17 protein-coding genes are annotated in these 17959 nt (G+C 54.7%); 15 read left to right on the forward strand and 2 right to left on the reverse strand.

Annotated features, from left to right (window positions below):
- Positions 1-25 precede the first annotated feature (25 nt).
- The 6 genes from AAFJ72_RS07470 (at position 26) to AAFJ72_RS07495 (ending at position 6679) form a co-directional block, all read left to right on the forward strand.
- Positions 26-1324 carry a homoserine dehydrogenase gene (locus AAFJ72_RS07470; RefSeq protein WP_122905927.1) on the forward strand — a complete coding sequence of 433 codons (1299 nt, stop codon included), beginning with the start codon at positions 26-28 and terminating at the stop codon, positions 1322-1324.
- Positions 1324-2406, forward strand: a complete 1083-nt coding sequence (gene thrC, locus AAFJ72_RS07475; protein ID WP_432776624.1) for a threonine synthase — start codon at positions 1324-1326, stop codon at positions 2404-2406. Before AAFJ72_RS07470 ends, thrC begins: the two co-directional genes overlap by 1 nt.
- A complete protein-coding gene (gene thrB / locus AAFJ72_RS07480) occupies positions 2403-3332 on the forward strand; it encodes a homoserine kinase (RefSeq protein ID WP_432776625.1) in 930 nt (309 codons plus the stop codon). Before thrC ends, thrB begins: the two co-directional genes overlap by 4 nt.
- Before the next feature lie 23 nt (positions 3333-3355).
- The gene (gene pheA / locus AAFJ72_RS07485; RefSeq protein ID WP_432776626.1) at positions 3356-4219 is read left to right on the forward strand and encodes a prephenate dehydratase; all 864 of its coding nucleotides are present in this window, start codon (positions 3356-3358) and stop codon (positions 4217-4219) included.
- A 112-nt stretch (positions 4220-4331) separates the two neighbouring features.
- A complete protein-coding gene (locus tag AAFJ72_RS07490; protein ID WP_432776627.1) occupies positions 4332-5639 on the forward strand; it encodes a LysM peptidoglycan-binding domain-containing protein in 1308 nt (435 codons plus the stop codon).
- Positions 5640-5650: 11 nt separating this feature from the next.
- Positions 5651-6679, forward strand: coding sequence for a phosphotransferase (locus AAFJ72_RS07495; RefSeq protein ID WP_432776628.1), 1029 nt, complete (start codon positions 5651-5653; stop codon positions 6677-6679).
- A 61-nt stretch (positions 6680-6740) separates the two neighbouring features.
- Here AAFJ72_RS07495 and AAFJ72_RS07500 read toward each other — a convergent pair whose 3' ends face one another.
- Positions 6741-8729 (reverse strand): bifunctional 2',3'-cyclic-nucleotide 2'-phosphodiesterase/3'-nucleotidase, encoded by a 1989-nt coding sequence (locus AAFJ72_RS07500; protein WP_432776629.1) that lies wholly within the window; start codon positions 8727-8729, stop codon positions 6741-6743.
- Between the two features lie 259 nt (positions 8730-8988).
- On the opposite strand from AAFJ72_RS07500, the gene AAFJ72_RS07505 reads away from it, so the two are divergent.
- Positions 8989-9558 (forward strand): BofC C-terminal domain-containing protein, encoded by a 570-nt coding sequence (locus tag AAFJ72_RS07505; protein WP_432776630.1) that lies wholly within the window; start codon positions 8989-8991, stop codon positions 9556-9558.
- An 81-nt stretch (positions 9559-9639) separates the two neighbouring features.
- Here the strand turns inward: AAFJ72_RS07505 and AAFJ72_RS07510 are convergent, their stop codons facing one another.
- Entirely contained in the window at positions 9640-10722 is a 1083-nt protein-coding gene (locus tag AAFJ72_RS07510; protein ID WP_432776631.1) for a hypothetical protein, read from the reverse strand.
- Between the two features lie 132 nt (positions 10723-10854).
- On the opposite strand from AAFJ72_RS07510, the gene AAFJ72_RS07515 reads away from it, so the two are divergent.
- The 8 genes from AAFJ72_RS07515 (at position 10855) to tgt (ending at position 17954) form a co-directional block, all read left to right on the forward strand.
- Entirely contained in the window at positions 10855-11046 is a 192-nt protein-coding gene (locus AAFJ72_RS07515) for a hypothetical protein (protein WP_122905936.1), read from the forward strand.
- Positions 11047-11173: 127 nt separating this feature from the next.
- Entirely contained in the window at positions 11174-11674 is a 501-nt protein-coding gene (gene ruvC / locus AAFJ72_RS07520; RefSeq protein ID WP_122905937.1) for a crossover junction endodeoxyribonuclease RuvC, read from the forward strand.
- The gene (gene ruvA, locus AAFJ72_RS07525; protein WP_432776632.1) at positions 11671-12288 is read left to right on the forward strand and encodes a Holliday junction branch migration protein RuvA; all 618 of its coding nucleotides are present in this window, start codon (positions 11671-11673) and stop codon (positions 12286-12288) included. The genes ruvC and ruvA overlap by 4 nt, the downstream gene beginning before the upstream one ends.
- A 4-nt stretch (positions 12289-12292) precedes the next feature.
- Positions 12293-13291 carry a Holliday junction branch migration DNA helicase RuvB gene (gene ruvB, locus AAFJ72_RS07530; RefSeq protein WP_432776633.1) on the forward strand — a complete coding sequence of 333 codons (999 nt, stop codon included), beginning with the start codon at positions 12293-12295 and terminating at the stop codon, positions 13289-13291.
- Positions 13288-13506, forward strand: a complete 219-nt coding sequence (locus tag AAFJ72_RS07535; RefSeq protein ID WP_122905940.1) for a DUF2905 domain-containing protein — start codon at positions 13288-13290, stop codon at positions 13504-13506. Before ruvB ends, AAFJ72_RS07535 begins: the two co-directional genes overlap by 4 nt.
- Positions 13507-13699: 193 nt before the next feature.
- On the forward strand, positions 13700-15634 hold the full coding sequence (locus tag AAFJ72_RS07540) for a SpoIID/LytB domain-containing protein (RefSeq protein ID WP_432776634.1): 1935 nt from the start codon (positions 13700-13702) through the stop codon (positions 15632-15634).
- Positions 15635-15676: 42 nt separating this feature from the next.
- On the forward strand, positions 15677-16705 hold the full coding sequence (gene queA, locus AAFJ72_RS07545) for a tRNA preQ1(34) S-adenosylmethionine ribosyltransferase-isomerase QueA (protein WP_122905942.1): 1029 nt from the start codon (positions 15677-15679) through the stop codon (positions 16703-16705).
- Between the two features lie 118 nt (positions 16706-16823).
- Entirely contained in the window at positions 16824-17954 is a 1131-nt protein-coding gene (tgt, locus tag AAFJ72_RS07550) for a tRNA guanosine(34) transglycosylase Tgt (protein WP_122905943.1), read from the forward strand.
- Positions 17955-17959: the final 5 nt, after the last annotated feature.

Raw genomic sequence — 17959 nt, forward strand, 5'->3', positions numbered from 1 at the left:
AAGATTGGGTAGGAGGAGAGAAAAAATGGAGAAGCAAAGCATCAAGCTGGGATTAATGGGGTTTGGCACGGTAGGGACAGGGGTTGTCCGCATCATCCAGGCGCATCAGGACGATTTGCAAAAGCAGACGGGTCTGGGAATTGAGATTGCGAAAATTCTCGTACAGGACGCAGAAAAATCGCGCCATATCAGCTCCATGAACAGTCTTTTGACGACAGACCCTGCTGAGCTTCTGGATAATCCGGACATTGAAGTGATCGTCGAGGTGATCGGCGGCATCCATCCGGCCAAGGAGTACATTCTCGCGGCACTGGAGCGCGGCAAGCACGTGGTGACAGCCAACAAAGACCTGATGGCGCTGCACGGGGCAGAAATTTTGAACAAGGCACAGGAAAAAGGCTGTGACGTCTTTTACGAAGCGAGCGTGGCAGGCGGCATTCCGATCCTGCGCGCGCTGGTGGAAGGCTTTTCCTCCGACCGCATCACCAAAATGATGGGCATCGTCAACGGGACGACCAACTACATCCTGAGCAAAATGAGTCAGGAGGGAGCCGACTACAGCGACGTTTTGAAAGAGGCGCAAGCATTGGGATATGCGGAAGCGAATCCGACCTCCGATGTCGAAGGCTTCGATGCGGCCCGCAAAATGGCGATTCTGGCTACACTCGGCTTCCGCGTACCGATGAAGCTCGAAGACGTGGACGTCAAAGGAATCAGCTCTGTCAGCAAGGAGGACATCGCCTACGGCAAGCAGTTGGGCTACGAAATCAAGCTTTTGGGCCTGGCAAGACGCGATGGAGAAGCGATCGAGGTAAGCGTGCAGCCGACCATGGTGCCAAAATCGCATCCGCTGGCTTCTGTCAACGGCGTGTTCAACGCGGTGTACGTTCACGGCGAAGCGGTTGGTGAGACGATGTTCTACGGGCCGGGGGCAGGCGAGCTTCCGACAGCAACGGCAGTTGTGTCTGACCTTGTGACCGTCGTGAAAAACAGAAAGCTGGGGGTAAACGGACGCGGCATGGTTGCTCCATACAAGGAAAAAATTCTCAAGGACGACAGCGAAAAGCTGTCCAAGTATTTCCTGCGAATCGTCGTGACAGACAAGCGCGGCGTTTTGGCACAGATCACCCAGCTTTTGGCTGACAAAAACATTTCCCTGGAGCAAGTCATCCAGCAGCCGTACAATAATGGCGAGGCGGAAATCATCATGGTGACACACCTGTCCGCAAAGAGCGACATGGATGGAGTCATTGCCTACATGGAACAAATGGACATCGTGTCCAAAATTGAAAGCTGCTACCGGGTAGAAGGGGGAGACAAATAATGAGTTCGGATCGACAATCTGGCATTATCGCACGCTATCGGGAGTTTCTTCCGGTAACGGACAAGACACCGCTTATCAGTCTGCACGAAGGGAACACACCGTTGATTCACGCGCCAAACCTGTCCAGACAGCTTGGCGTTGAGCTATACGTGAAATACGAGGGACTGAACCCGACAGGCTCGTTCAAGGACAGGGGCATGGTGATGGCTGTCGCCAAGGCAGTAGAGGAAGGCAGCAAAACGATCATGTGCGCTTCCACCGGCAACACGTCGGCTGCTGCCGCTGCTTATGCTGCACGCTCCGGCCTGCGCTGCATCGTGCTGATTCCGAGCGGCAACATCGCTCTCGGCAAGCTGGCGCAAGCGATCGCGTACGGCGCGGAAGTGATCGCCATCGACGGAAACTTCGACGAGGCGCTGAACATCGTGCGCGAAATTACGGCGAAAGAGCCGATTACGCTCGTCAATTCCGTCAATCCGTACCGGATCGAAGGGCAAAAGACAGGAGCGTTCGAGATATGCGACGCCTTGGCTGACGCACCGGACATTTTGGCGATTCCCGTGGGCAACGCCGGAAACATCACCGCTTACTGGAAAGGCTTCAAAGAGTACAAGGAAGCGGGCAAATCCAGCCGCCTGCCGCACATGTACGGTTTCCAGGCAGCGGGAGCCGCGCCTCTCGTGCTCGGACAACCAGTTCCCAATCCGGAGACGATTGCAACGGCAATCCGCATCGGCAATCCTGCGAGCAAGGATGGCGCTCTGAATGCCATCGCCGAATCGAACGGACTTGTCGACAGCGTGACCGATGAAGAGATCATGCAGGCGTACCAGCTTTTGGCGAAAAACGAGGGCGTCTTCTGCGAGCCGGCATCTGCTGCGTCGCTGGCGGGCATCATCAAGCTGCATCAGGCAGGAAAACTTCCGCAAGGCGTCAAGGTAGCTTGCGTCTTGACCGGAAATGGCCTGAAAGACCCGAACATCGCGCTGAAGCTCGTAGGCGAAGAGCCGAGAACGGTGCCAGCGACACGCGAAGCGGTCATGCAACTGGTTCGCCAAAGCGGGAGCGAAGTCGTATCATGAGCGGGCAGCGCGTAAAAGTGACGATTCCCGCAAGCACAGCCAATCTGGGGCCGGGCTTCGATGCTTTGGGAATGGCTTTTCAACTGTATTCGGTCGTGGAAATGGAAATCAGTGAGCGGACAACCGTCGAGCTGGTGGGAAAAGAGCTGGAAGGGATCCCGAAAGACAAAAGCAATCTGTTGTATCAAGTAGCTGCGGATCTGTTTGCAGAAGCCGGGCTGGCCGTTCCGGAGCTGGCGATACGGGCTTCCAGCGACGCTCCTTTGACGCGCGGGCTGGGCAGCAGTGCCGCGGCGATTGTCGGAGCGCTGGTGGCAGCGAATCAGCTTGCCGGGGAGCCGTTTACCCGCGATGAACTGTTCGCGAAGGCAACTGCAATGGAGGGACACCCTGACAATGTAGGAGCTTCGATGTTTGGCGGCATCATCGTGGCAACCATGCCGGAAAAAGCGGGAGAGCCTGTCCCGTATGTTCGGTTCTCTCCTCCCGCCGGGCTGCAAACGCTCGTCGTCATCCCGGATTTCATGCTGGAAACGCAAAAAGCGCGCAACGTCCTGCCGCAGGTGTACAGCAAAGAAGATGTTGTATATAATGTGGGACATAGCAGTTTGCTCGTAGCCGCATTGGCACAAGGCAGACTCGATCTGATGGGACGGGCGATGTCCGATCGGCTGCACCAGCCGTATCGCGCTAAACTTGTACCTGGCTTGAACGAAATCCTGGACAACGCGACTGAGCACGGTGCCGTAGGCGCTGCATTGAGCGGTGCGGGTCCGACGATTCTTTGCTTCTTTTCTGGCGCAGAAGAGGAGAGACAACTGCGCGCATTCGTGGACAGCGTGATGAAACGGCATGGCATTACATACCGTGTCATGATTTTGCAGCCGGACGAAAATGGCGTACAAGTAGAGATCCATCAGAGATAGAAAATAGTGGATAGGAGAACGCCATGGAGAAGAAACTTGCTTTTCTTGGACCTCGCGGAACGTTTACGGAAGAGGCGGCTCGGTCTTTGACGCAAGGCCAGCCGATCTCGCTCGTTCCGTACCCGAGCATTATTGATGTGCTGAACGCCGTTTCCAACAAGGAAGTGGCATTCGGGGTTGTGCCGATGGAAAATTCCATCGAGGGAACCGTCAATTCCACCCTGGATTGGCTCATTCACGAAGTCGACTTGCCGATCATGGCCGAGCTGGCACTGCCGATTACGCAAAACTTGCTGGTGGCAAAAAGAGAGCAGCCATTGCCTTTGTCTGCCATTACGAAGGTTTTGTCGCATCCGCAAGCGATTGCGCAAAGCCACAACTTTTTGCGGGAAAACTTGCCGCATGCCCAGATTGAGAATGTGAACAGCACGGCGCTGGCAGCAAAAATCGTGAGTGAGCATCCCGAAGAACCGTGGGCTGCTGTCGGCACCAGACTGAACGTGGAAATTTATCCGCTGGAATTCGCCCGCGAGCAAATTCAAGATTATTCGAATAACTACACCCGCTTTGTGCTCGTCGGCCAGGAGCCGATTGCGCTGCAGCCGTCCGCGCGTGAAAAGACAACGATTCTCGTCACGCTGCCGGAAGACTTCCCGGGGGCGCTGTACCAGGTGCTGGCGGCGTTTGCCTGGAGAAAAGTCAACCTGTCGCGGATCGAATCCCGCCCGACGAAAAAAGCATTGGGAAGCTACTATTTTGTCATTGATATTGAGCAAAAGATGGATGATGTCCTGCTGCCGGGAGCCTTTGCCGAGATTGAAGCAATCGGCTGTCAGGTGCGCCAGCTGGGAACGTATCCGTTTTATATGCAAGGAGCCAATTGTTAAAAATTGGCTTTTTTCTTTTTCTCCCCCTGTCAAGAAGGCCAAGGCGTAAAGGAGCAAAACGCCCATGGGTGCATACCATGGTAGGGAGTTTTTACGCAAGGGAGGAGAACCATTGAGGATTCACATCGTACAAAAAGGCGAGAGCATGTGGAAAATCGCCAGAAAATACGGCGTCGATTACAAGGAATTGCTGCTTTTGAACAGCCAAATCAAAACTCCCGATACGCTCTATCCCGGAGCGAGAATCAAAATCCCGGCAAAGCGCGTGCCTGTCAGGCCTCAACCGCGGACAACGCCTCACCCGATGAGCGAGGCGGCTCCATTTGTAAAAGAACGGCCAATGACCGAGCCGGAGTTGGATGACGTGCCGCTGCAGATTGAGCGGCGTCCGATTGAGCCAGAAGAACAAGAGGAAGAGGTGCGGATTGAATCGGAAACCAAGCCAACAGTGAGTCCGGAGGTTCCGCAAACGCCGAAAGCGAAGGAAATGCCCCCGGCTTCGCCAGCTCCGTCTGTGTCGCCAGAGATGCTCCAGCCAACGCCAACACCAGTTCCAACACTAACCCCATCACAGACTCCCGAACCAATGCCGGAGGAGGAGGAGGACGACGTTTCCCCAACGCCATCTGGACCGAATATCAACCTGGGGCCGCAGAGGCCGCCAGTGCCAACGACGCCAGCCCGGCCTACGCTGCCGCCTGTGCAGCCAACACAGGTAAGCCCGTACATGTACCAGCCTCCCAGCCCGCCAAACATCACGATGCCGAACATACCGCCGCTGCCGCCACAGCAGGTACGCCCCATGCCGATGCCAACGCGACCACCGCAGCAGCAAGTGCGTCCGCTGACACCTGCGCCACAGCTTCGCCCGTGCCCGCCTGTTCGGCCATGCCCGCCATGCGCCGCTCCGCGCATGCCTGTGCCGCAGCAGCCGGGAAGGCAGTTGGTCAGTCCGCAGCAGATGGGACCGCAACAAAAGGGACCGGAGCAAAGGCGTAGACCGTTTACAGGGCAAGAGCAGCCGATGTTTCCTTACAGGCCGTTTACAAGTGCGGGACAGATGATGGCGCCGTTTCCAGGGATGATGCCGTACGGTATGCCGCCGATGCGTCCAATGCCGTTGCCGATGCCGCTGTATCCGATGCCGCCGATGTATCCATCCATGCTCATGCCGTATCCGCCAAGACCGCCGCGTCTGAAAATGCCTGTCTGCCCTGAACCAGTGGAGTCATCCTCATCATGTGAGTGTTCCTCGGCCAGCCCCGTGTTCAGAAAGCGCAGACGCGTGAAAAGCAGCCGTTGTCCGCAGCCGTTTCATCACAACAAGAAATTTCCGCCTACCCAGTGCGTCGTTTCCATGCCCGAACAAGGCGCATGGCCAAACTGGGGAGACGGGCTTGATGAATCGTCTTCGTACTGAGAGGGACGGTTATGAACAAAGGACTCATACCAGCGATTGAAAAAGCTTTTCGTTGTGAGGTGTACGGGGTAAAGCCGAAGAGGAACGTCAATCTGCTCAAAACAGACCGGGGACACTGGATCATCAAAGGGTATAAGCATTTGGAAAAAGCAGTATGGGTCACGGAGTTAGCCGATGCCTTAAGGCAAAAGGGCTTTGTCCGCACGGTGCACTACGTCTCCGATGCGGAGGGCGGCAAAATTTTGCCTTACGAAGATCGTTACTACACGATCATGAAGCTGATCGACGGTGTGGAAGCCGACAACGCTTCCCTATATGATGTGAAAAAGACAGCGGAGACATTGGCTCGTTTTCATGTCGCGGCGCAAGGCTTCCCGGTCCCGCATTCGTTTGCGTACGAAGAAAAGCCGAATTTGCTGGATAAGTGGGAGAGCCGCCTGGAATACTTCGAGCGCCTGACATGGATGATCGAGCAAAACGGCCCGCAAAACAAGCTGGAGCAAATCATTGCGCATTCGGCCGAAGAGGTGCTGCGCGACGGTCAGCAACTGCTGCAGTCTGCCTACAAGCTGCCGTTGATGCCGGAAATGTACATGGCCATGGAGAGGGGCACGCTGGCGCATCGAGACGTCGCGAGCCACAACTTTTTGCTCACCCAGCGAGGGAACTGCTATCTCATCGACCTGGATACGGTCGGGCACGACATCCAGCTCGTCGATCTCGTCCAGCTGATGTCGCGCATGCTGCTGATGCAGGACTATCGCATGGAATCGTTCGTGGAAGCCATGGAAGCGTACAGCAACATCAATTATTTGAGCGACACGCAAATATGGACCGTTCATCAACTGCTCCGTTACCCCGACAATTTTTTGCGCGAGGTGACAGGACTGTACAGCAGACGACCAGGCTACCATATGCGCGGCGTCCTGCAGCTTGTGATGCTAGAGGGAAAACTTGCGCAAAACCGGCAAAAGTTTTTGGACGACGGGGAGCGCATCTTCCAGCGCTCGCCGTGGGGAGAATATCATTTTGTCGGGTAAACGATACGAAGAAAAAACATCCCTCAAAAAATGAGGGATGTTTGTCTTGGAGAGGTCAGGCTTACTTGGAAGCTGGCTTGGACAGGTCGATGGCGAACTTGGCAAAGCCGGATTCCAGTTGGCTGATGAATTTCAGGTTTGGCATTTTTTCGGCAAAAGGCTTCGCGTCAGGCGAAGAAGTGAAGGTTACGTTCACTTTCGCGTCAATCGGTGCAAACGTCCAGTTGTTGTCTGCTGCCGGGTTGATGTCTTTTTGGCTCAGGATGTAGTCGATCACGACTTGGCGGTTTTCATCCGGAGAGTCAATGACGATGTTTTTGCCGTCCAAACCAGGGAAGTTGCCGCCGCCGCCTGCGCGGTAGTTGTTGGTTACGACGAGGAACTTGTCTTCCGGTTTGACTGGCTTGCCGTTGTAGGACAGATTTTTGATCCGGTTTGCGTCTTTGTTTTCCAGTTTACCGTCGATAGCGTATCTGGATGGCTGTGTAACGTCGATTTGGTAGGTTACTCCATCAATGACGTCAAAGTTATAGGTCGGGAAGGCTTCGTTAATGAGCGGTTGCTCTTCCGTTTTCTTCACATCGATCTGGTTGAATTGACCCGCAGAGCGCTCCAGCCATTCTTTCAACTGGGAACCGTCAATCAGGACAGCCTTCAGCGTGTTTGGATAGATATACAGGTCAGACACGTTTTTGATCGCGATAGTGCCTGCAGGGATGTTGGTGTAGTACGATGCGCCGTTGCGGCCGCCTGCCTTGAATGGAGCTCCTGCGGACAGAACCGGAATGCCTTCGTATTCTGTACCTTTAATGTTTTTCTCGACGAACCATTTTTGTGCGTTGGTTACGATCTGGATGGATGGGTCATCTTGCACCAGCGCGAAGTAGCTGAAGATCGGGGAAGAGGTTTTCCCTACAGCGGAGCGTACCCATTCCACGGTGTGATCGTGCTCTTCCTTGACGGCATCGAGAACGGCCTGGTCTGCATCTACCAGGGGAGCTTTCTTTGTGCTGTCGTAGATCGGAATCGTTTTGGTAACTGACTCAACCACTTTCCATTTGCCGTTTTCCTGCTTCAAGGTCAGGTCGATCACGCCAAGGTTGTTGCCCCAGTAGCCAGGCATGACAGCCGGTTTGCCGTTGATCGTTCCTTTTTCGCTGTCAACGCCAGGGATGTTCTCGAAGCCAGGTCCAGGGAATACGAGGTGGGAGTGGCCGAACAGGATGGCGTCAATGCCCTCTACCTTGCTCAGTTGGTAGCTCGCGTTTTCCAGGTTTGCTGCCGGTTCAACCGGACCGATGCCGGAGTGCGGAACCGCAACGATGATGTCGGCACCTTTTTGCTTCATTTCAGGGATGAACTTTTTGGCGCTTTCCACGATGTCTTTTGCGATGACTTTGCCTTCCAGATTCGTTTTGTCCCACTGCATGATTTGCGGAGGAACGAAGCCGATCACGCCGACTTTCAGGGTTACTTCTTTTCCGCTCTCGTCCTTGAACTTGCGCTCCAGGATTTGATATGGAGTGAACATGTTTTTGTCGTTGTCCGGATTGTTGTCTTTGTCATCAATGTAGACGTTGGAGTTGATGTAAGGGAATTTTGCACCTTTCAGGCTGCGATTCAGATGCTCCAGGCCGAAGTTGAACTCGTGGTTCCCGATGTTGCCAAGGTCGTAGTTCAACAGGTTCATTGCTTTGTAAACCGGGTGGGTTTCACCGTCTTGCAGCGGATCGATTTTCGCTACGTAGTCGCCCAGCGGGTTTCCTTGGATCAGGTCGCCGTTGTCGATGAGAATGCTGTTTTTCGCTTCTTCTCTCGCTTTTTTAATCAGGGTAGCGGTTTTGGCGAAGCCGAATTCATCGGTGGATTTGTCTTGATAGTAGTCGTAGTTTACGATGTTGGTGTGGATATCGGTTGTCTCAAGCAAGCGGAGCTTCAAGGTAGAACCGGTTTCGGCGCTCACGGGGGTAAGCGGGAAAGCAAGGGCGCTGACAATCAGGGACGTGCTGAGAAGAAAAGCAGCCAGCGTCTGTTTGTTTGACTTTTTCATTTCAGATTAACCTCCAATAAGTTCGCATAGAAGTACAAGCAAAAATATTTTATCACTAGAATGTGTAGATTGGTAGATAAATGCAGGTTAAGATTATTAAATTTTATCTATTGACAAAAAAGAAAGAATGGTATAAATATTCATCCGTTTGCTCGCGATAAATTTCTCGCCAATTACGAATCCTTGCGAGATTCACGTATGTCCCTCTTCAAACATGGCAAAACTAGGAAAAAAGGCTTGAGAAGGGGTTCATCAAACCATGCAAAAAAAATGGATGGTGTACGCATCGTGGAGTGCGGCACTTCTCACAGGGATCGTATTGGGTATCCTGCTGACAGGCAGTGGGAGCCAGGAAAACGGTCTGCTCCGACTGCTGCATACAGACTTCGGCAAGTCGGCAATGGTGGCAGGAAAGCCGTATGAGCTGGTGCTCACGCGCAGCTATTTGTGCGGCGTCCGGGATGAAGAACGGCAACCGATCGCTGCAGGGCATTTGCAGGAAGCGATGGGAGATTACAAAGGCTGGGAGATTGTGTCAGCCGATCCGAGCAAAATGATTTTACTGAAAAGGGAGCAGGACATTTCTCCTGCATGCAAGGAGAACGGACATTTTGGCTTGTCGGCGAACGGGATGCTGACATTGTTTCACGGGCTGCCTGCCGAGCAGGACGTCATCCAGACGTTTTACCGGATCAACACGGTGAAAATGGAAGCGAGCCTGCCAAAAGAGCAGTTGGAAAGCTTGAAGCGGGGCATCCGCATTCGCAATCTGGCAGAGTACAACAGCGTGCTGTCGACGTACGGAGAGTTTCAACTGGATGATGAATAAAAAAAGAGTGAGGCAAAAAGCCGGCGATCCTGCAAGGAGGATGGTCGGCTTTTTCTCTGCTGTCGTGCTTCCGTACCTTCGTTACAAGTCGATGGCGATAACCCGCCACCTGTCCCACGGCGTGGAGCGGCGCAGCACAAACGTCCACTCTTCATTCCTTTCGCGGTTGTCATGAGTGAAATAGGCGAGGTGGACATGGACTTCGGAAAGCAACGGTCCCCGTTCGTCAGAGGGAATGATGATCTCACTCTTGCGGACGGATGCCACGTTGGAAAGCCGGGCAGGCAGCGTGAAGCCGTCTGTCGTCATTTGTACAACATGGTTGTCCTGTTCGTGCAGGGCCGTGAGAAAATACCCTACCAGCTCCTCCGCGGTAGCTCCGATCATCGCCGTTGCCAGCGAGCCGGACGCTTTTTGGATCATCAGGCTGTGGCTGGGGTCGGGTTCCTTGCGTCTGTGAGTCGAGCTTCCGAAAAAGTGGATGCAAAAATGGCCGGGAAAATCATTGCCCGCAATCGCTCCCGCACCGTGCGGCATGCCGTGCATGGAAGCTGCAAAATAAACGCCGTTGACCTCGACGAGAATCGCCCTGCGCTTCCAGCTCCATTTGCCCTGGTAAATCTTTTTCATCGTCTGCGTATCAGTGCGCGTCAGCGGCTGCACATCGGCGTGTCTGCTGCCTGCACGGCGCTGGACGTGGAACCGCTCGCCTGTCTCCAGGTCAATGACGGTGGCGTACTCCATGCGGCCGAAAATGTTTTTGACCTGCTCCCACGGAATCGCTTTTGCGTAATGAACGCTCTCCACATGCGCGACAAATTCCTCGATTCGTTGCTGTACATCCGCCGGCAAAAGGTATTGCAGCGGCTTGTCGCTCGCAAACAATTTCCCGTCGTGATCGTACACAAACTGGTGCTGTTTAACGGTCAATGTGGCCCGAACCCAGTGAGGGTGCACGAACGCTGCCACCTTTTTTGCGGCAAACAGCCGTTTGACGAACGAAGGCTGGGTATAAAAGCTCAGCGTAGAGTGAAAAGCCGAGGCTGGCGAAACCGAGACAGAGACGGTGACGGTTTCTTTGCCCTTCGCCTGGGCGGACTGCTCCGGGCAGAAGGTGGCGAGAAGAAGAATGGCAAGCAGGAAAGCGGTCAGCAAGCGTCTCACCAGATCAGCACCTCCCTCTATATGGTTTGTCGGCAAAGTTGCGAAAAATGAGCTGTAAATGTTGGCATCATAAGGCCAGAGGCGTGACGCCATACTGTACTCATACGGCGAGCGAAGGAGGAATCTTCTCTTATGTCTACCATGCCCAGAGGTAGCTACAAGGACCAGTTCCACCAGCGTTTGTACGTTCAGCTGAACCAGGGACACAACAAGCTCAATTACCAGCAGATCAACCGGATCAGGGAGCAGATGCAGAGCGGCGTAGATGAATACGCGCACATGCAGCATGATGTGTCGGATTCGCTTGGAATGAACAAACACTAAATGCGACGCCGTATGATTGCCCGTTCCTTTTGGCAGGAGCGGGTCTTTTATATGGAAATACACGTTCGCTTTTTTTGCGCTTTGTGATACAGTAGAGAGTAGAGACTTGGCAAACGGAGAGTGGACCATGCGCATATTAGGAATCGACCCTGGCATTGCGATCGTTGGGTTTGGGGTTCTGGATAAACAGGGTAGCCAATTGCGTCCCGTCCAGTATGGAAGCATTCAGACAGAGGCAGGCTTGCCTGTTCCGCTTCGCTTGAAGCAGATTTTTGAAGCGATGCAAAGCCTGCTGGAAACGTATCGACCGGATGAAATGTCAGTAGAAAAACTGTTTTTCAATAAAAACGTGACCACGGCCTTCACGGTGGGGCAGGCGCGCGGCGTCATCCTGCTTGCGGCGGAGATGGCCGGAGTGCCCGTCTATGAATACACGCCCATGCAGGTCAAGCAGGCGGTGACAGGCTACGGTGGGGCGGAAAAGAAGCAGATTCAGGAAATGACCAGGCTGCTGCTCAGGCTCAAGGAAGTGCCAAAGCCTGACGACGTGGCGGATGCCTTGGGCATCGCGATTACGCACGCACAGTTTCGGACGTTCATCTCCATCTCGGAAGGAGTTCAAAAATGATTGATTTTGTGGAAGGGACACTTTGTTACCTCGATTCAGAATACATAGTGGTAGAAGCGGGAGGGATCGGGTATCGCCTGTTTTGTCCCAATCCGTACCAGTTTGTGCGCTACGAAGGCAAAAAAACGAAGCTGTACACGCACCATCACGTCCGCGAAGACGCGATTTTGCTCTACGGCTTCGCTACCCGTGACGAACGCGACCTGTTTCGCAAGCTGCTCGACGTGAGCGGCATCGGGCCAAAGGGCGGCCTGGCGATTCTCGCGGCGGCAACTCCCGAGCAATTGGTCATGGCGGTGCAACAGGAAAACGTGACCTATTTGACGAAGTTTCCTGGGATCGGCAAAAAGACTGCGCAACGCATCATACTCGATCTCAAGGACAAACTGGTCGGATACACGCCATCAGCGATTCTCACGGTCGCGGCAGGCGATCTGACAGCAGGCGAGCAGGCGGTTTCTGCGCTGAACGAGGCGCTGGAAGCGTTGACCGCACTCGGTTACTCGGACGGCGAGCTGCAAAAGATCAGAAACGCGCTGGCGGAGAAATCAAAAGAGGGCGAAAGTGTGGAAAAGCTCATCAAACAAGGGCTTGCCCTGCTTATGAGGGGGTAGGATTTTGGATCAGCGAATCATTACGACGCATATGAACTGGGAAGAAGATGCGGCGGAGCTGAGCCTCCGTCCTCGCTATTTGAATGAGTACATCGGACAGCAGCATGTGAAGGAAAACCTGAAAATTTTCATTGAAGCGGCGAAAATGCGCAAGGAATCCCTGGACCACGTCCTGCTGTACGGACCGCCGGGGCTGGGCAAGACGACGCTGTCGCAAATTATCGCCAACGAGCTTGGAGTCAACATTCGCACGACGTCCGGCCCTGCGATTGAGCGGCCTGGCGATCTGGCGGCGATTTTGACCAACCTGCAGGAAGGCGACGTGCTGTTTATCGACGAGATCCACAGGCTGAACCGAAGCGTCGAGGAAGTGCTTTATCCGGCGATGGAGGATTTTGCGCTCGATATTATCATCGGCAAAGGGCCGAGCGCGCGCAGTGTGCGCCTCGATTTGCCGCGGTTTACGCTCGTGGGAGCAACGACGCGGGCAGGGATGCTCTCTGCGCCGCTGCGCGACCGGTTCGGAGTGGTGAATCGTCTGGAGTTTTACACCGTTCCCGAGTTGACCTTTATCGTCTCGCGGGCAGCGGATATTCTCCAGGTGATAATTCGCGAAGGCGGCGCGGAAGAAATCGCGCGTCGCTCACGGGGAACTCCGCGTGTGGCGAATCGTCTGTTAAAACGGGTGCGCGACTTCGCCCAGGTAAAAGGGGAAGGCGTCATCACGACGGAGATTGCCAGGGAAGCGCTGGAACGGCTGCAGGTAGACGCCTGCGGTCTGGACCATATCGACCATAAGCTGCTGCTCGCCATCATCGACCGCTTTGACGGCGGTCCGGTCGGCCTCGATACGATTGCCGCCACGATTGGCGAAGAGGCGCAAACGGTTGAAGACGTGTGCGAGCCGTATTTGATGCAGATTGGCTTTATGCAGCGGACGCCGCGGGGACGTGTGCTGACCCCGAGCGCGTACCAGCACTTTGGGCGGGAGATGAAATCGTGAATCCAGTAGCCAAGCTTCTCATTATCGGCGGTGCCGTACTGATCGTCATCGGCCTGTTGTGGCAGGTGGGCGGCCGCTTTTTGCCGCTGGGACGCCTGCCAGGAGATATTGTGGTGGAAAAGGAAAACGTCAAATTTTACTTTCCGGTCGTGACGTGCATTGTCATCAGCATCGTGCTGTCTCTTGGGATGTATTTGTTTCGTCTTTTCAAATGAAGGCTTTTGTCTAGCACACATAGCTTGTCTGGACGCCATCGGAGCTGTTTAGCCCGGTGGCTTTTTGTTTGCCGGGACTGGTCCTATTTTGCAGGCAAGGGCAGGAAAATCGCCTGGGATTGTCGAAAAGATTGGGAGTACATGCCAAATTTCGACGAGAAGAGATCAGGAGAAAGGAAGGACGTTGGACGACATGAAAAAGAAGTGGATGGGGAGAGTCCTTTCGGCGGGCCTGATAACAGTTGCTCTCCTGGGGGGACAAGCGCCGACAGAAGCAGCATCTGACCATATTCGGGTTGCTCTGTTTATAGATACGGGCCAAGGCTACAGGGGAGTTGTTCCTTCCGTTACACTGACAGCGGAAAAAGGAATGGAAGTGACGTTGGCAGGCCCAGACGGGGAGAGCGAACTGCCTGATTTGAAAGCAAAAGCTGCCCGTTACCGGGTAGATGAATATCATCTGGTCGTGGCGCAGACGCCGGACTGGAACCAGGCGCAGCAAGTCGCCCAGCTTTTGAGCCAGCGCAAATACGAGGGCTCGATTCAGGTGGCGAAACGAGGCGGACAGACCGTTTATCAGGTTGTCAGCGGTACATACGACACGTATCAGGCAGCAGCCAATCAAGCAGCGGCTGTGGCCCAGGCGACAGGACAAAAGCCGGTTGTGCAAGGTCCGCTCCGGCTGGAAGCGGGGCAGTTCAAAAGCTTGAGCGAAGCCCAGAAGTGGCAGGAGGCGTTTGAGCAAAAAGGTATCCCGGCGTACCCTGTACTGTTGTCAGACGGCAAAAAAGTCAAATACGCCGTCTGGATCGGCGACGAGGTCAGCCAGGAAGCGCTCGCTGCCTTGGCGCGCAAAGCGAGCAGCGCTGTTCCGGGCTTTTCCTACAAGACGCCTGACAGCAAGTCTTACGTCGTACTGAAGCAAGATGTTTACGGCTCTCCTGATGAGCCGATCTGGAAGTACGTGTTCTCTCCGCAGGCCAAGCTGACGGTTGAAGCGAAAAAAGCGGAGCCGGAAGCGTTGATCGGCGTCGTCGAGCGTGACCAGCGGACGTACCGCGGCGAGATGGAGCTGTCGGAATACAACGGTCACTTGACGGTTGTCAATGAACTGCCGCTGGAGGAATATCTGTACGGGGTTGTCGGTTCGGAAATGGCTCCGGGCTGGCCGCTGGAAGCGTTGAAAACGCAGGCGGTGCTGTCGAGAACAAGAGCCCTGTGGCAAGGAAACAAGTACGGGATCGCCAACGTGTCGGATACAGTGGTAGAGCAGGCGTACTACGGCTATGGCAAGGAGTCGGAAGATGTCCGCGTGGCCGTTGACGAAACCGCCGGGGAAGCCATCTATTACCAGGGCAAACTCGTCGAGTCCCTGTTTTACTCGAATGCAGGCGGGATGACTGCGGATGGCACGGAAGTATGGGGAAATCCCGTTCCGTATTTGCGGCCAGTCGAGAGTGATGATACGTATCCGATGGTAACGGCGAACCTGTGGTATCGGGTACAGCTTGCAGATGGGACGATCGGATATGTGCGCAGCGACCTGGTGCAGCAGACAGGGGATGCCAAAGGCGCAAGAACAGGCGTCATCACGACGGAAAACACGAATTTGCGCACAGGCCCAAGCACCACGACGCACAAGGTTTTGTCTACACTCCCAAGCGGCGCCCAGGTGACAATCCTCTCCGAAGAGCCCGAGGAAAATGCCTATGCGTGGACACGCGGTCCCTTTACCTCTGCGGAACTGACCGCGCTGCTGAATGCGAACCAGGACAAACAAAAGGCACCGCGCATCCCTGGGAACGTCACCAGCCTGAAAGTGACGAAGCGAGGACCGTCCGGACGGGTGATCGCGATGGAGGCGAATGGTGTTCCGATTGCCGTTTCGTCCCCGGATGCTTTCCGCTCGCTGTTCCAGCAAGGCGGCAACTCGCTTCGCAGCACGAAGTTCGATGTCGAGGTCATTCAGGGTGACAAGCAGGCGGGGCCACAGTTTTTGTTCCGCGGCTACGGCTTTGGACACGGCCTTGGTGTGTCGCAATACGGGGCTCGCGCAATGGCGGAGAAAGGGTATGACTACCTGCAAATTTTGCAACACTATTACCAGGATGTGACAATTGACAAGTGATCCTTTTGCCACATGTACTGTCATCAAAGGAGTTAACGATTCGTGGACGTGCAACAATTTGATTTTGAACTTCCGGAGCATCTGATTGCCCAGCATCCTTTGGAGGACCGGACAGCTTCGCGGCTGCTCGTTCTGGACAAACAGACCGGAAGCATTTCCCATCAGCGCTTTACCGACCTGATCGACCATTTGCAGCCGGGAGACGTGCTGGTCATGAATGACAGCCGCGTGCTGCCCGCAAGGCTGATCGGCGAAAAGGCCGGGACGGGAGCGAAGATCGAGATCCTTTTACTGAAATCGCTCGGGGACGACCGCTGGGAGACGCTGGTGAAGCCAGGCAAACGGATGAAGCCGGGAACGGAAGTGGTCTTTGGCAACGGACTGCTGCGCTGTGTATGCGAAGAAGTGACAGAGACAGGCGGGCGGATTGTGCGCTTTTTGTACGAAGGCATTTTTTACGAGATTCTCGACCAGTTAGGCTCGATGCCGCTGCCTCCTTACATTCATGCGCAGCTTGAAGACAGCGAACGGTACCAGACGGTGTATGCGCGCGAGCGAGGCTCAGCGGCAGCGCCGACAGCAGGGCTGCACTTCACCAAGCCTTACCTGGAGCAAATCGCTGCAAAAGGCGTACAGCTCGCGTACGTGACGCTGCACGTAGGACTTGGAACGTTCCGGCCTGTATCTGCTGACACGGTAGAGGAGCATGTCATGCATGCCGAGTATTACGAGATTCCGGAAAAGACCGCCGAACTGGTGAACAAGGCGAAGGCGGAGGGGAGAAGAGTCATTGCGGTCGGGACGACTTCGTGCCGGACACTGGAGACGGTCGGACGCGCGAACGGCGGCAGGCTGGTGGCGACAGCGGGCTGGACGGACATCTTCATTTATCCGGGATATACGTTCTCGATTCTCGACGGGCTTTTGACGAATTTTCATCTGCCCAAGTCGACACTCGTGATGCTGGTCAGCGCGCTGGCTGGCAAGGAGCATGTCATGAATGCGTACAGAGCGGCGATCCAGGAGGAATATCGCTTCTTCAGTTTTGGCGACGCGATGCTGATCGTGTAAAAAATGTACAAATCCCACCCGCATAAGTGTATACTTATAAGTCGGGTGGGTTTACTTCACTCTCAAGTTTTCTTATAATAGGAAAGACTTACATACATAGCTTGAGGAGTGCGACAATTTGGCTGTACGCTACGAATTAATCAAAACATGCAAGCAAACCGGCGCTCGTCTCGGAAAGCTGCACACTCCCCATGGGACGATTGACACGCCTGTCTTCATGCCAGTCGGCACGCAGGCAACGGTCAAGACGATGAGTCCCGAGGAGTTGAAAGCGATCGGGGCGGGCATTATCCTCAGTAATACCTACCATCTGTTTCTGCGTCCAGGTCATGAAATTGTCCGCGAAGCAGGCGGATTGCACGGCTTCATGAACTGGGACCGCGCCATTCTGACAGACTCCGGCGGATTCCAGGTGTTTAGCCTGAGCAACCTCCGCAAAATCACGGAGGAAGGGGTTTCCTTCCGCTCTCATCTGAACGGGGAAAAACTGTTTATCGGCCCGGAGGAGGCCACCCAGATCCAAAACGCGCTCGGCGCCGATATTTTCATGGCGTTTGACGAGTGTGCACCCTATCCTGCGGAGTACGATTACGTGAAAAAGTCGATGGAGCGCACGACCAGATGGGCGGAGCGCTGCCTGAAGGCACACGCCCGTCCAAACGAGCAGGCACTGTTCGGGATCGTACAGGGCGGGATGTTCAAGGACCTGCGCGAGCAAAGCGCCAAAGACCTCATCTCCATGGACTTTCCGGGATATGCGATTGGGGGCTTAAGCGTGGGCGAACCGTTTTCCTTGATGTACGAAGTGCTGGAACACACCGTTCCGCTACTTCCGACAAACAAGCCTCGCTACCTGATGGGAGTAGGCTCGCCTGATGCTCTCATCGACGGCGCAATCCGCGGCATTGACATGTTTGACTGCGTCTTGCCGACGAGGATCGCTCGCAACGGGACATGCATGACGAGCCAGGGACGACTGGTTATCCGCAATGCCAAGTATGCGCGCGACTTCACACCGCTCGACCCGAATTGCGACTGCTACACATGCAAAAACTACACCCGCGCTTACATCCGCCATCTCATCAAGGCGGAGGAGACCTTTGGCATCCGTTTGACCACCTACCACAATCTGCATTTCCTCGTGAAGCTGATGGAGCAGGTGCGTCAGGCGATTGCCGAAGACCGCTTGCAAGATTTTCGGGACCAGTTTTTCGCTCAGTATGGATTGAGTGAAGATAGATCTTTTTAATCGAG

The organism is Brevibacillus gelatini (genome assembly GCF_050920745.1).
GTDB classification, from domain to species: domain Bacteria; phylum Bacillota; class Bacilli; order Brevibacillales; family Brevibacillaceae; genus Brevibacillus; species Brevibacillus gelatini.